Source organism: Acinetobacter sp., assembly GCF_039596015.1.
In the GTDB taxonomy this organism is placed as follows: Bacteria; Pseudomonadota; Gammaproteobacteria; order Pseudomonadales; family Moraxellaceae; genus Acinetobacter.
Genome location: NZ_JBCNKN010000003.1, coordinates 38,983 through 53,621 on the forward strand (window position 1 = coordinate 38,983; position 14,639 = coordinate 53,621).

General features: G+C 41.1%; 17 protein-coding genes. 16 read left to right on the top strand and 1 reads right to left on the bottom strand.

The genetic code is table 11. The annotated features are described in order from the left end of the window. Positions 1 to 10: 10 nt before the first annotated feature. Positions 11 to 418 carry a hypothetical protein gene (locus ABDV70_RS03765; protein ID WP_343595551.1) on the top strand — a complete coding sequence of 136 codons (408 nt, stop codon included), beginning with the start codon at positions 11 to 13 and terminating at the stop codon, positions 416 to 418. Positions 419 to 484: 66 nt separating this feature from the next. Here ABDV70_RS03765 and ABDV70_RS03770 read toward each other — a convergent pair whose 3' ends face one another. Then, positions 485 to 1,192 (bottom strand): M15 family metallopeptidase, encoded by a 708-nt coding sequence (locus ABDV70_RS03770; RefSeq protein WP_343595553.1) that lies wholly within the window; start codon positions 1,190 to 1,192, stop codon positions 485 to 487. 189 nt (positions 1,193 to 1,381) lie between these two features. Between ABDV70_RS03770 and ABDV70_RS03775 the strand changes: the two genes are divergently transcribed. The 15 genes from ABDV70_RS03775 to ABDV70_RS03845 all read left to right on the top strand — a co-directional run bounded on the left by ABDV70_RS03775 (position 1,382) and on the right by ABDV70_RS03845 (position 14,637). Then, complete coding sequence (locus tag ABDV70_RS03775; RefSeq protein ID WP_343595554.1) at positions 1,382 to 2,659, top strand: glycosyltransferase family 1 protein; 1,278 nt, start codon at positions 1,382 to 1,384, stop codon at positions 2,657 to 2,659. Positions 2,660 to 2,679: 20 nt separating this feature from the next. Further along, positions 2,680 to 3,231, top strand: coding sequence for a phosphatase PAP2 family protein (locus tag ABDV70_RS03780; protein ID WP_343595555.1), 552 nt, complete (start codon positions 2,680 to 2,682; stop codon positions 3,229 to 3,231). A gap of 66 nt (positions 3,232 to 3,297) precedes the next feature. Beyond that, on the top strand, positions 3,298 to 3,498 hold the full coding sequence (iscX, locus tag ABDV70_RS03785) for a Fe-S cluster assembly protein IscX (protein ID WP_343595557.1): 201 nt from the start codon (positions 3,298 to 3,300) through the stop codon (positions 3,496 to 3,498). 108 nt (positions 3,499 to 3,606) lie between these two features. Beyond that, the gene (ndk, locus tag ABDV70_RS03790) at positions 3,607 to 4,038 is read left to right on the top strand and encodes a nucleoside-diphosphate kinase (RefSeq protein WP_343595559.1); all 432 of its coding nucleotides are present in this window, start codon (positions 3,607 to 3,609) and stop codon (positions 4,036 to 4,038) included. A gap of 126 nt (positions 4,039 to 4,164) precedes the next feature. Continuing rightward, the gene (rlmN, locus tag ABDV70_RS03795; RefSeq protein ID WP_343595561.1) at positions 4,165 to 5,400 is read left to right on the top strand and encodes a 23S rRNA (adenine(2503)-C(2))-methyltransferase RlmN; all 1,236 of its coding nucleotides are present in this window, start codon (positions 4,165 to 4,167) and stop codon (positions 5,398 to 5,400) included. A 25-nt stretch (positions 5,401 to 5,425) separates the two neighbouring features. Beyond that, entirely contained in the window at positions 5,426 to 6,286 is an 861-nt protein-coding gene (gene pilW / locus ABDV70_RS03800) for a type IV pilus biogenesis/stability protein PilW (RefSeq protein WP_343595563.1), read from the top strand. Continuing rightward, positions 6,277 to 7,074 carry a RodZ domain-containing protein gene (locus tag ABDV70_RS03805; protein WP_343595565.1) on the top strand — a complete coding sequence of 266 codons (798 nt, stop codon included), beginning with the start codon at positions 6,277 to 6,279 and terminating at the stop codon, positions 7,072 to 7,074. Before pilW ends, ABDV70_RS03805 begins: the two co-directional genes overlap by 10 nt. 22 nt (positions 7,075 to 7,096) lie before the next feature. Then, on the top strand, positions 7,097 to 8,212 hold the full coding sequence (gene ispG / locus ABDV70_RS03810; RefSeq protein WP_343595567.1) for a flavodoxin-dependent (E)-4-hydroxy-3-methylbut-2-enyl-diphosphate synthase: 1,116 nt from the start codon (positions 7,097 to 7,099) through the stop codon (positions 8,210 to 8,212). Then, positions 8,209 to 9,501, top strand: coding sequence for a histidine--tRNA ligase (hisS, locus tag ABDV70_RS03815; protein WP_343595569.1), 1,293 nt, complete (start codon positions 8,209 to 8,211; stop codon positions 9,499 to 9,501). The genes ispG and hisS overlap by 4 nt, the downstream gene beginning before the upstream one ends. A 30-nt stretch (positions 9,502 to 9,531) precedes the next feature. Then, positions 9,532 to 10,233, top strand: coding sequence for a tetratricopeptide repeat protein (locus tag ABDV70_RS03820; RefSeq protein ID WP_343595571.1), 702 nt, complete (start codon positions 9,532 to 9,534; stop codon positions 10,231 to 10,233). Beyond that, positions 10,234 to 11,385 (top strand): outer membrane protein assembly factor BamB, encoded by a 1,152-nt coding sequence (gene bamB / locus ABDV70_RS03825; RefSeq protein WP_343595572.1) that lies wholly within the window; start codon positions 10,234 to 10,236, stop codon positions 11,383 to 11,385. Between the two features lie 3 nt (positions 11,386 to 11,388). Further along, positions 11,389 to 12,798 carry a ribosome biogenesis GTPase Der gene (gene der, locus ABDV70_RS03830; protein ID WP_343595573.1) on the top strand — a complete coding sequence of 470 codons (1,410 nt, stop codon included), beginning with the start codon at positions 11,389 to 11,391 and terminating at the stop codon, positions 12,796 to 12,798. Between the two features lie 204 nt (positions 12,799 to 13,002). Then, positions 13,003 to 13,596, top strand: coding sequence for a beta-ketoacyl synthase chain length factor (locus tag ABDV70_RS03835; RefSeq protein ID WP_343595944.1), 594 nt, complete (start codon positions 13,003 to 13,005; stop codon positions 13,594 to 13,596). Further along, the gene (locus tag ABDV70_RS03840; RefSeq protein WP_343595946.1) at positions 13,590 to 14,396 is read left to right on the top strand and encodes a lysophospholipid acyltransferase family protein; all 807 of its coding nucleotides are present in this window, start codon (positions 13,590 to 13,592) and stop codon (positions 14,394 to 14,396) included. The genes ABDV70_RS03835 and ABDV70_RS03840 overlap by 7 nt, the downstream gene beginning before the upstream one ends. Continuing rightward, on the top strand, positions 14,380 to 14,637 hold the full coding sequence (locus tag ABDV70_RS03845) for a phosphopantetheine-binding protein (RefSeq protein ID WP_343595575.1): 258 nt from the start codon (positions 14,380 to 14,382) through the stop codon (positions 14,635 to 14,637). The genes ABDV70_RS03840 and ABDV70_RS03845 overlap by 17 nt, the downstream gene beginning before the upstream one ends. Positions 14,638 to 14,639 lie beyond the last annotated feature (2 nt).

Sequence of the window (14,639 nt, forward strand, 5' to 3'; positions counted from 1 at the left end):
GAGAGCGATCATGAAACGATTGTTGGTATGTATCGTGTGTAGTTTCGGAAGCATGGTCTATGCAGGGCAGTGTTCGTTAGGTTCAGTCACAGATTCTCGTATGTTTTTGGCGGGTTATTATCATAGTCAGGCAGCAACGGCCTTTAATATTCGTTGTGATCATGCCTATAACATTACGTTTAGTAGTGCTAATTTACAGGATGTGAATGGTTCAAGTTTTGTTTCAAATGGCGCTTATAAATTGAGAACTCGTTTAACGGTATCGGGCCCTGTAGATAACAAATGGAATGTGCCTTTAACCGCACGCAGTGCAGACTCAAGTAAATATATTATTGCGGTGCATCTTGAAGATCGGCCTTCGATTCAGGTACCTGCGGGAATTTATCGTGACACGGTTTATGTCAATCTTGCTTTTTAGGGAGCAAGCGTATGTTCTTTTTATAAAGATGCGACCAGTTTGACTGTATCGCATCTTTTTATTTCATTATTCCGCAATCCCTAAATAATACGCTTCAGGTTGTTGTTTGAAATAAGCCCATAACTGGTTGCCATAATCAAAATGCCACCACTCAGAAGGAAGATTGGTGAAGCCAGCATTGATCATTGCCCAATATAAAATTCGGCGGTGTCTATGCGCAGGATGTTCAGAGTAGGGTTCAAATGCAGTTGTCCAGCTTTCATCTACAGGTGCGTCAAAATCTGTTCCTAAATTAAGAGATTGCCCGTGTTCATCACACAAGGTGACATCTACTGAACCTCCTGTCATATGTGGGCTAGGTTGATATGGATTTGCACTTGGCGGGGAAACAAAAAGCGCAAGAATTTTTTGTTTTTCTTCTTGGGTATGTGCTGGGTAGCGTAATTCAATATCTGCATTGAAACTGTCAACCAGTGCCGCTTGTAAGGTACGTGGACGCCATGCATCTAATAGCTTTAAACGCAATCCGCTAGGTAAAAGCGTTGAGGCATAATGCAGTTTATTCAGTACACTTTTTCGAATATGAAATTCGGGAGTTGCGCCCAAAATCTGCTGTTGATAATAGTAGGGTTGCAGTATCAGATTTTGACGATTGAGGTCGGTGATCTGAATGAGAGGGTCATCGACGGGATCGATTGAAATACTTCGAATTTTGTCCCAATCGAGAGGGTGGTGAGGGGGGATGGCTGCCAAAGTATTGGGGTTATACGTCATAAAGCAGGCTCTTGAATGAAGTATGAAAACAAGGTTAAAAGAATACGCCTCGAAAAGTTTTTTGGGAAATTGTATTTACGTAATAATAAGATAATCTCTTGCTGTCAAAAAATCGTCATCGACTCATCATCAAAATGCAAGAATTAAGCTTTAAGGTAGTGTTATAACAACAAAAGTAAGGTGATTTTGATGTCACTCTCTACCGTACTCAAGCGCCAATGGAATCTATGGCCAGAACTGAAACAAGAGTTTATGCGATTAACACAATGGAATAATGTGCATGCAATTCAATTCCCGTTGGTTTCTGAACAGAAGCTCAAAATTGTAATCGTGACTGAAACTTGGCCGCCTGAAATCAATGGTGTAGCGCAGTCATTGATGTATCTCTGTCAAGGCTTACAAAAAAAAGGTCACCAAATTTTATTGATTCGCCCAGAGCAAAGCCGTGCTTGTACTCAGTTTACCCCACAACAAGAATGTCTGGTTTGGGCAAAATCACTTCCGAAATACCCAAATTTGCAGTTTGGCATGCCGCAGTACACGAAAGTGCGTAACTCAATTCAGGCTTTTGCTCCCGATGTGGTGCATATTGTTACCGAGGGGCCGCTTGGCTTGCTCGCATTGCAGATTGCAAAACTGGACAATATCCCGATTTCTAGCGGGTTTCATTCACCCTTTCAGGAATTTAGCCGATTCTTTGATTTGGCATTCCTTGTTAAACCCATTCAGCATTATTTACGCTGGTTTCATAATCAGACACAACTGACTTGTGTGCCAAGCCAAGATACGGCAAAAGCATTGCGCCAGTGTGGGGTGAGTTGTCCTTTAGCAATTATTAGCCGAGGTGTAGATGTGCAGCGTTTTTCGCCTGCTCATCGTAGTCTAACGCTGCGGCAGACTTGGGGCGTAGACGAACAGACCTCAGTCATGTTGTATGTTGGGCGATTATCGCCAGAAAAAGAAATTGATGTAATCATACAGGCGTATTTGAAGGCTAAACAAGATACATCTCAAAATGTCCAATTGGTGATTGTGGGGGATGGACCTGACAAGGCTCGCTTGCAAAAAATGGATTCAACTGGGCAGGTTATTTTTACAGGTGCATTAATAGGCGAACAACTTGCACAAGCGTATGCCAGCAGTGATGTTTTTGTCTTTGCCAGTCAAGTAGAAACCTTTGGAAATGTCGTCTTAGAAGCGATGGCAAGTGGTTTACCTGTCGTTGCTTATGATTATGCCTGTGCACATCAATATATCGAACAGGATGTAACAGGTTGGAAAATACCTTTAAAACAGAAACAACTTTTTGAACAACAATTACAGCAATTGCCACCAATAGAGCAAATTCGAAAAATGGGCAAACACGCGCAACAGTGCGTACAACATGTGGGGTGGGAACATCCTGTCCAGCAATTTGAGCAAGCTTTGCAAGGGGTTGTACAAACCTTCCATTATGGATTTGCCTAAGCATCTCTGGAGTCGTTGCCATGAAATTACAAGATATAAAAATACGGATTTTGGAACTAGACCTGAAAGGTTGCATTTATTTGAACCACCTTTCACATTCCTCACGTATCAGTCAGTTTTTTAAATGGATTAGTCGTTTAGGTGATGGCTGGTTTTGGGTCATCATGCTGTTGGCAACATGTTGGGTTCAGGCATGGCAAAGTGTGATTCCTGTGTTGTATTTGCTGATGACAGCCGCTATTTCTACACTGATTTATAAGGCATTGAAACATAAAACGATTCGACCTAGACCTTATCAAGTTCACCAAGTCATTGTCTTGGGGGAACGACCTTTAGATCATTTCAGCTTTCCTTCTGGACATACTCAACATGCAGTGATGGCGACGTGTGTTCTGGGTTATATACAACCGATATTGTTAATCTTCATGTTGCCCTTTACAGTATTGGTTGCATTGTCACGGATGATCTTGGGTTTGCACTATCCAAGCGATGTTCTGATTGGCGCGGTACTGGGTGGTGTGATTGGCGGTTTAAGTATCTGGATTGCGCCAATGTATGCGGTACAGTTTTAGATATGTCCTTAGAATAAAAATTTGTTAAAGTAACCAGATTATTGTTGAGTTCAGGAAAAAAGAAAAATGGGTTTACGTTGGTCAGACAGTATGGACATCGCCATTGAGTTATTAGAAGCACACCCTGATGTTGATCCACAGTGGATTCGTTTTACAGACTTACATACGTGGGTTTGTGCTTTACCTGATTTTAGTGATGATCCTCAAAAATCAACCGAGGGCTTACTTGAAGCAATTCAAATGGCTTGGATTGATGAGGTGAACTAATCACGCTAAAAAAATCAAACTTTTACACTTTTACTGCTGATTATTATAATTTTCATCGGTATAATGCGGCAAAATTTTATCTCTGAATTTGAGTTGAGGAACCTAATCATGACAATCGAACGTACTTTATCTATCGTAAAACCTGATGCAGTAGCGAAAAACCACATTGGTGACATTTTTGCACGTTTTGAAAAAGCAGGTCTTAAAATCGTTGCAACTAAAATGAAACACCTTTCTAAAGCTGAAGCTGAAGGCTTCTATGCTGAACACAAAGAACGTGGTTTCTTTGCTGATCTAGTTGCGTTCATGACTTCTGGTCCAGTTGTTGTATCTGTACTTGAAGGCGAAAATGCAGTACTTGCTCACCGTGAAATTCTTGGTGCAACAAACCCTAAAGAAGCTGCTCCTGGTACAATCCGTGCAGACTTCGCTGTAAGCATCGACGAAAATGCTGCTCACGGTTCTGACTCTGTAGAATCTGCTGCACGTGAAGTGTCTTACTTCTTTGCTCAAACAGAAGTTTGCCCACGTACTCGTTAATCGAGACATTTAAAACCAGATAAGTGCTATACTACTTATCTGGTTTTTTTATTCTTTAAATTTCTCTGACGGGTTACATACACAGTCCGTTTCTCTCCTTTGATATTGTTTAGGTATTACTACATTATGGCTATTGAAACAGTTGGTTCGTCTTCGGTTCCAGATGAGCAAAACAACTCCGCCACATTGCAACAGCCTGCAACACCCGAGCAAAAAGTAAATTTGCTAGGGATGTCACGTGCTGAACTTGAGCAATTCTTTGAGAGCCTAGGCGAGAAAAAGTTCCGTGCTGGTCAGGTAATGAAATGGATTCACCAATATTTTGTGACTGATTTTGCTGAAATGACCAATATTTCAGGGAAGTTACGTGCCAAATTAGAACAATTGTGTGAAATCAAAGCACCAGACGTGGTTCATCGACATTACTCAAAAGATGGAACTCGTAAATGGGTATTTCGTGTGGGAGATGGTGAAGGCTCACTGGTTGAAACTGTCTTAATTCCAGCCGAAGATAAAACGGGTTCTCGTAAAACCGTTTGTATTTCTTCACAAGTAGGCTGTGCGCTGGATTGTTCTTTTTGTTCAACAGGTAAGCAGGGGTTTCAGCGTGATTTAACACCTTCTGAAATTATTGGGCAGCTTTGGGTTGCAAACCAATCTTACATGGAAGAAGTGCCGATTGCTGAGCGTACGCGTTCTGTGACCAATGTGGTTATGATGGGGATGGGCGAACCATTACTGAACTTTAAACCAGTTGTTCATGCAATGTCATTGATGCTGGATGATTTTGCTTATGGTATGTCTAAACGCCGTGTGACTTTATCGACATCGGGCGTTGTGCCAATGATTGATAAGCTGGCAGAAGAACTCGATGTGGCTTTGGCAATTTCATTACATGCACCAAACAATGATTTGCGTGATGAATTGGTGCCAATCAATAAAAAATATCCACTAGAACAATTAATTCCTGCTGCACAGCGTTACCTTGCAAAAGATGGTAATGAAAGTGCGCGTAAACATGTCACTATAGAATACGTGATGCTAGATGGGGTAAATGATAAACCCGAGCATGCGCAACAACTGATTAAACTCTTGAAAAATTTACCAAGTAAAATTAACTTAATCCCGTTTAATCCATTTCCACATGCACCTTATGGGCGTTCAAGTCGAAATCGGATTATTGCATTTCAAAAAACTTTGTCAGATGCAGGTTTTGTTTGCACGATTCGTCAAACTCGTGGCGATGATATCGATGCCGCTTGTGGGCAGTTAGTTGGTCAAGTGGCTGACCGTACACGTCGTGCTGCGCAATGGCAAAAGAAAATTTCTGAAAAAAATGAGATTATGCGTTCTCAGGGATAATTCTTAATTTAGAGGTGATTTTAGCGTGGAAAAAAAGAGCATAAAGTCTGTCGTTACGCTAGCAAGTATCGGGGTATTCCTTTTGGGAATCACTGGCTGCCAAGGGTTAACCATTACTACCCGAGATAACAAGCCTAAGTATCCAGATATCAGCCCTGAACCGTCTAAATTTAAGAAAGATCCTAAAAAAGGCGCAGAAATCAGAACCCAGATTGCAGCTGAATATTTGCGTAATGGGGATCTGGATGCGGCAAAGCGGACGCTTGATGAAGTTTTTGAGCAAGATAGCCGCAACGTACAAGCCAATATGTTGATGGGAATTTTGCTACAACAAGAAGGTAGCCCCGAAAACTTGGCAAAAGCAGACAGTTACTTTAAACGGGCGCTCTCGTTAGAGCCTGATAATGCACAAACCCGTAACAATTATGGGCGTTACCTCTTTCAAATGGGGCGTTATAATGATGCGCTTGAGCAACTCCGTATCGCGGGTTCTACTTTGGGGTATGAACAGCGCGGAATGGCGCTTGAAAATCTGGGGCAGGCTTATATGAAGCTTGGAGATGTGTCGAATGCTGAAAAAACATTCAAACAGGCACTACAGGTCAATCAAAGCTCCAGCGTTTCAATGTTAGAGTTAGCAGAAATTTTTTACCTGCGCCAACAAATGACCTCTGCAAATGAAGCTTATGACGATTATGTTCGTGTTGTCGGAAATAAGAATCAATCTGCGCGGGGTCTATGGGTAGGTATTCGCATTATGCGTGCAAATGGTGATAACATGAGCATGCAGGTCTTGGTGAATCAATTAAGGGCATTGTTCCCTGATAGCCAAGAATATCAACGTTATTTGCAATTACAGTACAGTACTGAGGCGGTATGGAAGTAAATCCTAATTCACAGCAATCGACGGCTACACCAACAACTCCTAATACATTAGGCAATGTTCAACGTCCAGGTGAATATTTACGTCATATTCGTCTTAACCAAAAGCGTGAATTGGCAGAAGTGTCGAAAGAGTTAAGTTTGCCTGTTAAAACATTAGAAGCTTTGGAAAAAGATGATTATAAATCATTGCCTGAAGCGACTTTTATTAAAGGGTACTATCGGACGTATGCTAAATTTTTAGGCGTGGATGCATCCACAATTATACAGCGTTTTGATGAAATTTATGCCAATGATACTGGGTTGTTGCCTAATCATGCCTTAAAAGATTCTCCAATCAAGATCATGGGGAAACTTCCAGGTTCGAATAGTGATCGTAATAGAAAGTGGCTTAAACGTAGTATATATGGCGTGTTAGCCATTATTGTTCTGGCACTTGTGGTTATGGGCATTCAAAAATGGTCAGCTAAACGCCATCAGGCTCAATCCGTTGCACAGCAATCTCAATCAAGTGTTGATGTTGTGCCAGTCGATCAAAATAGTTCAACCGCAAGTGGTGATCAGTTGGTCATTAAATTTGCTCGTCCAACATCAGTGAATATTGTGGATTCGTCGGGTAAAGTCCTTGCGACAGGTCGTCAATCAGATAGTTTGGATTTGAAAGGGGTATCACCGTTTCAAATTCGTTTGGATGATGCAAAAGCAGTTGCTTCATTAAGCTTAAATAATGAAGTGATTTCATTGTCACCATATACGGTAAATGGTAAGGCCGATTTCCGTCTGTCTCGTTAAATGATCTAAGTTGAGCTCAGTCATGATAGAAAATCCAATCAAGCGACGTCCAACACGTAAAATTCGTGTTGGTTCTGTCTATGTGGGTGGTGATGCTCCAATCAGCATACAAAGTATGACCAATACAGAAACCTGTGATGTTGATGCAACCGTGGCACAGATTCAACGCTGCGTTGATGCTGGGGCGGATATCATGCGGGTTTCGGTTCCATCAATGGAAGCGGCAGAAGCATTTGGTCTTATTCGTAAACGCGTACAAGTACCGTTGGTTGCTGACATTCATTTTGACCATAAAATTGCACTTGCCGTTGCAGATTATGGTGCAGACTGTTTGCGGATTAACCCAGGGAATATTGGTTCAGACCAGAAAGTGCGCGAAGTGGTTGCTGCGGCACGACATCATGGAATTTCGATTCGTATTGGGGTCAATGCTGGCTCTTTAGAGAAAGATTTACAAAAGAAATATGGCGAACCGACAGGGCAGGCATTATTAGAGTCTGCTTTACGTCATATTGATATTTTAGATCGTCTGGATTTTCAGGAATTCAAAGTCAGCGTTAAGGCTTCTAATGTGTTCTTGACGATGGATGCGTACCGTTTATTGTCACAACAGATTGATAATCCACTTCATTTAGGCGTAACAGAAGCAGGGATTTATCGTACGGGTACGGTGAAATCAGCAATTGCTTTAGGTGGTTTGTTGATGGAAGGCGTTGGCGATACCATGCGTATTTCGTTAGCAGCTGAACCTGAAGATGAAATTAAAATCGGTTTTGATATTTTAAAATCATTAGGGCTGCGCTCTAATGGTATTAATTTTATTGCTTGCCCGAGCTGTTCACGTCAAGAATTTAACGTGATTAAGGTGATGCAAGCCTTGGAAGATCGCCTAGAAGATATTCGTACACCAATGGATGTTTCTGTGATTGGTTGTAAGGTGAATGGGCCGGGCGAAGCTAAAGAGGCAGATATTGGTGTCGTGGGGGCAAGTCCACGTTCATTGGTGTATCGAAATGGCGAAAAAAGCCATTTAATTGATACCGATCAGTTGGTTGATGAAATCGAAACAATGGTTCGTCAACGTGTTCAAGAGCTTGAAGAAGCTAAATCTAAAGAGATCATTCGTAGTTCGTCATGAGTTCAATTGTTGCAATTAAAGGTTTTAATGACATTCTCCCTTCGCAAACACCAGCGTGGAGACGTCTAGAGCAGCATCTATCATCATTAATGGATGCTTACGGCTATCAACAAATCCGTTTGCCAATGGTTGAACATACGGGCTTGTTTAAACGGGCGATTGGGGATGCGACCGATATCGTTGAAAAAGAGATGTACACCTTTTTCGACAAGGGTAATCCACCAGAGTCATTAACCTTGCGTCCTGAAGGAACCGCAGGATGTGTCCGTGCGATGCTTGAACATAACCTTTTACGTGGTGCAACACCGCGTGTGTGGTATATCGGGCCAATGTTTCGCTATGAAAAACCACAAAAGGGGCGTTATCGTCAGTTTCATCAGTTTGGTGTAGAAACCTTTGGTGTCGCAACACCTGATATTGATGCTGAATTGATTTTAATGACTGCACGTTTATGGAAACGCATGGGCGTTTTGGATAAAGTGCAACTTGAACTCAATACATTAGGTGAAGTTGACGAACGTAACGAATATCGTCAAGCATTGGTTGAGTTTTTAACTGCTCATAAAGATGAGTTAGATGAAGATTCACAGCGCCGTTTAACGACAAACCCATTGCGTATTTTAGACTCTAAAAACGAACGTACCCAGCAGATTTTAGAAAATGCACCGAAGTTACATGACTTCTTAAAAGAAGACACCATGCAGCATTTTGCTCAATTACAACAGTATTTGACAGATGCGGGTATTTCTTTTGTGATTAATCAAAAACTGGTTCGTGGCCTAGATTATTACAACAAAACAGTTTTTGAATGGACAACAACCTTTTTAGGTTCACAAGGCACAGTTTGTGCAGGTGGACGCTATGATGGCTTGGTTGGACAACTTAAAGGTAAAGCAGATCAATCTGTTCCTGCGGTTGGTTTTGCGATGGGTATGGAACGTCTATTGTTGTTGCTTGAGCAAGTTGAAGCGCCACAAGCCGTTCGTGATTGTGAAGTTTTCTTATTGGCTGACCCTGCTTATCAGGCAAAAGCACTGGTTTTGGCTGAACAATTGCGTGATCAGTTAGAGCAACAAGGTTCATCTATTCGTCTAAAAACAGGTTCTCAAGGTAGCTTGAAGAGCCAAATGAAAAAAGCCGATCAGGCAGGTGCTATTTTTGCACTGATTGTAGGTGAACGTGAGTGGGAAAATCAGCAGGTTGCTTTAAAAACATTGGCAACGGCTGAACAAAAAGATTTGGCAATTGCTGAAATCTTGCCCTTCTTAACGCAATATTTTGCTCAATAATTTATAAATTTAGCCCCAAAGGATCATTCAATGAATGCGCTAACAGAAGAAGAGCAACTTAACAATCTCAAATCATTAACTAAAAAATATGGTTCTGCAGCGATAAGTGGCGTTCTAGTTGCGCTCATTGCTTTTTTTGGCTGGAGTTATTGGCAAAAGAAACAGTTACATCGTTCGCAAAATGAAACTGCACGGGTTCAACAGTTAATGGATCAGGCTCAAAGCATGGCTGGAGATGCAAAAGCATATGCCCAGCTTGCACCTTTGGCTGATACCGTGATTAAAAAAGATTTGAACTCTGCTCAAGCAATTCAGGCTCAATTTGTCATGGCGAAAGTTGCCTTTGATCAGGGCGATTATGCGGCGGCAGAGCGTGAATTGAAAAAAGTACAAAATATTAAAATAGATGATGAAGGTTTACTGCAATTGGTTAATCTTCGTCTTGCCTATGCGCAAACTGCACAAAAGAAATATGATGATGCTTTGAAAACATTGGATTTGATCACAGTCCCTGCGTTTAAAGCCTCAGCAGATGAAGCACGTGGCGATATTTTTGTGGCTAAAAATGATATTGCAAATGCGAAAAAAGCGTATCAAAGTGCATGGGATGTAAGCATTGCCCGTAAACAAGAACGACAAATTTTACAAATTAAACTCGAAAGTGTTGGCGTTTTAGTTGATGATCCAAATATTGAACGCCCAATTTTGAAAACACAGGTGGATGAGTCTTAAATGGATAAAAAATTTACAATCCCGTTTGCACTAACAATTGTTGCCGCTGCATTGGTTGGTTGCTCGTCACATAAAGTTAAAGATGAAAATACAAAACCAAGTCCATTGCCTAAATTAGCGCAATCTAAACAACTTGTGCCTGTGTTTTCTCAACATGTTGCTGCAACCAATAAAAATGACGACTTGCGTTTACGGGTTGCGGTAGATCAAGGTGTTTTATTCATTGCTGATCCAAAAGGTTTTGTTGAAGCCTATAAAGGCAAGCAACGCTTATGGTCAACTAAATTGACTAAAAAATATGGATTAAGTGCAGGCGTTGAAGCTGCCGATGGTATTGTTGTTGTGGGCAATCAAAAAGGTGAGCTTTTTGCATTGGATCAGACAACAGGCCAGACAAAATGGACAGCACAACTTTCTGGTTCAATCATTTCACCGTCTCATATTCAGGCGGGTCGTGTGATTACAGTAAGTAATGACGGAAATGTCTATGCGCATGACGAAAATACAGGTCAGCAACTATGGACATACCGTTTGCCGAGTGTACCATTTAGCTTACGCGGACAAGCAGCACCTGTACAACTCGATCCAAATCATGTGTTGATTGCGACCGCTAATGCCTATGTTTATGGTATTGATGTCATTAGTGGTGTTCCACGTTTACAGCGTCGCGTAGCCGTTGCAGAAGGTCGTTCAGATGTTCAACGTCTGAATGATATTGATGGCGATCCTGTAATGATGGGACAATTTATGGTAACGACCAGTTATCAAGGTCAGGTCACTGTGACAGATCTCGCACAACAACAAGTGGTGTGGAGTGATGATGCAAGTAGTAATCAGCGTCCTGAAGTGACCCAAAGCAAAGTCTTTATTACCACAACAACTGGTAAAGTGATTGCTTATGACCTGATGAGTGGTCAAAAATTATGGGAAAATGATCAGCTTTTACGTCGTAATTTAAGTAACCCTGTCCTGTTTGGTTCCAATTTGGTCGTGGGTGATTTCGATGGCGTTCTAAGTCTAATCGACCCAGATACAGGTAATTTAATTGGTCGATCTAACACCAAAGGACAAGTGAGTTCATTGCGTGTGATTGACAATCAACTTTATGTTTCAACTCAAAAAGGCGCGTTAAGCGTTTGGCAGAATCGTTAATCTATGAAACCCGTTATTGCGCTGATTGGGCGTCCGAATGTCGGAAAATCAACGTTATTTAATCAAATCACAAAAAGTCGTGATGCACTTGTAGCTGACTTTGCTGGACTGACCCGTGACCGCAAATATGGTGATGCTGTTTATCAAAACAAATCATTTATTGTTGTTGATACTGGCGGTATTGGTGAGAGCGAGCAAGGCATTGATGCCTATATGGCGGAGCAGTCCAAAACAGCAATTCATGAAGCAGACATCATTGTTTTTGTGGTTGATGCGCGTGCGGGTTTATTGGCTTCAGACGAGCAAATTGCACGAGAGCTTCGAACTTTAGGTAAAAAAGTTTTCTTGGTTGCGAACAAAGTCGATGGCGTACACGCTGAAGCGGCGATTGTTGAATTCTATAAACTTGGTTTTGGTGAGCCATTGCATGTTGCGGCAAGCCATGGTCGTGGTGTGGCACAGATGCTTGAAGATGTTCTTCAAGATGTGCCAGAAGACGAAAACCCAGAAGAACACGACAAAGCAACAGGCTTGCGCCTTGCGATTATTGGTCGTCCAAATGTGGGTAAATCAACACTGGTCAACCGATTACTCGGTGAAGACCGTGTCGTGGCGTTTGACCAACCAGGAACCACACGAGATTCGGTTTATATTCCGTTTGAACGAGATGGTCGTCAATATACTTTGATTGATACCGCAGGTGTGCGTCGTAAAGGTAAAGTCGATGAAATGATTGAGAAATTCTCAGTCGTGAAAACTTTACAAGCAATGAAAGATGCACATGTTGTGGTTGTTGTATTGGATGCACGTGAAGGTGTGGTTGAACAAGACTTACACTTGATTGGTTACGCACTTGAAGCGGGTCGTGCCATGGTAATCGCCATTAATAAATGGGATAACATGTCTGAGTATGATCGCAAACAATGTAAGTTAGATGTTGAACGTCGTTTCGATTTCATTCCTTGGGCACGTATTCATTTAATTTCAGCATTGCATGGTACAGGTGTCGGTGAACTTTATCCTTCGATTCACCGTGCATACGAATCTGCAAATTTAAAAGTTTCTCCAGCAAAATTAACGCAAATTTTAAATGATGCGACAGAAGCACACCAACCACCAATGATTAGTGGTCGTCGTATTAAAATGCGTTATGCGCACATGGGCGGACAAAATCCACCAACGATTGTGGTTCATGGTAATAAGGTTGATAAAACGCCTGCGGATTATCGTCGTTACTTGGAAAATGTGTTCCGTAAAGTATATAAGCTTGAAGGAACGCCTGTTCGTATCGACTTTAAAACCTCTGAAAATCCTTTTGAAGGACGTAAATCGCAGGTTGATGAACGTGTTGCAGCACGTCGCCGTCGTTATGTGCAGAAGTTTAAGAAAGCCGAGAAAAAGTTTAAGCGTTAATCTAATCAAGATAAAAAGGCTATCGAAAAAGATAGCCTTTTTTGTAGACCATAGACACAGATATTCCGATTCCTATATTTGTATTTAATTTAAAGTGTTTTTTTGTTATTTTAGCTCGCACTTTTTTCTATAATAGATTTTATTTTTTGTTCGATTCGGAGTAGCGTGTTGCATTTACGACTACAACAGCTTTATACAACAGCGATGGACTCTGATTTTCAGATTCTGAGTCATATTCCTGCAATGCAGCGTCGTCGGTTGTCTACACTTGCAAAACTTGCGCTCAACAGTGCAGTTCAAGCACTTCGCGAACACCAAGTACAGTATATTGTTTGGGGATCGCGTTTTGGCGATGAACAAAAGACGATCAATATCTTGCAGGATATTTTACAAGGTCAGACTCCATCTCCGACTCAATTTTCAACTTCTGTGCATAATGCAATAGCTGGTCTTTACTCTATTTTATATCAGGATGCGACACCATCAACCAGTTTAAGCTGTTCATGGTCAGAAGCGATTTTAGAAGCCTATGCATTTTTGAAGACACAAAAAGATACGACATCTGCTTTGGTGGTCTATTATGATGCGCCATTACCAGCAATGTATCAGGAAGTTCATTCGTTTGACGCATATTCAATTGCTGCGATTGTGACTTTAGACGACCCGAATGTAAAAATGAATCTGCTTTCAAAAAAGATGATGTTTAATACAAAACCTGAACAGGAAGTTCAGGAGTTTTTGTCATTTTGGCAGAATAATCAAAGCCAGACAGCTTCAGGGATATGGCAACGATGTTAAAAAAAGGCAAGGAACGTGCTAATTACGTATGGCGGATGATGGCGACAGGGGCTTGTTTTACAAGTTTTGGTGTCGGTGGTTTGCTGGTTGGTTCTGTAATTGCCCCTGCTGTAAAATTGTATACCTCTGATCCCAAACATCGGATTGATTTAACTCAACAAATTATTCGTCATAGTTTTCATGGTTTTATTGAAATGATGGTGAAGTTGGGCATCATGACTTATCGCATTGACGGTGCTGAAAAATTAGCAAATAGTCAAGGTGAGTTGGTGATTGCCAATCATCCTACTTTGATTGATGTTGTTATGCTGATTGGGCTAATGCCAAAAGCAAACTGTATTGTAAAACAAGGATTATGGAAAAATCCTTTTACCCGTGGGCCTGTACGAAATGCAGCCTATATTTTAAATGAAGGGTCAGAACAGTTTATTCAGGATTGTGTGCAAAAATTACAAGAAGAAAATGCAGCATCACTGTTAATTTTTCCAGAAGGCACACGAACTGAAAAAAATCATCTCATTAATGATTTTCAACGTGGTGCAGCAAATATTGCATTACGTGCGGATGTTCCTATTCGCCCCGTATTGATTTGGTGTACACCATCGACCCTAACGAAAAATGAAAAATGGTATCACATTCCATCTAGGCCTTTTCATATCCAAATTAAGGTTTTGGATTCGGTGCAAATTGACCATGTTTTAGATGATTTAACCGTGACCCCAAAAAATGTGCGGGCTTTAAATCAGTTTTTTTATCATTTATTTAATCGAGAGTTACATAAACATGAGCAATCTTGCTGATGAGCTAAAACAAATGATTATTGATGTTTTAGCGTTAGAAGATATTTCTATTGCAGATATTGATGATGAAGCCCCTTTATTTAATGAAGGTTTGGGGTTGGATTCGATTGATGCTCTTGAATTAGGTTTGGCATTAAAAAAGCGTTACAACATCCATTTAAATGCGGAATCTGAAGATACTAAAAAGTATTTCCAATCTATTCAAAGTTTAGTCAAATTAGTTGAAATGCAGAGCGCATAAGG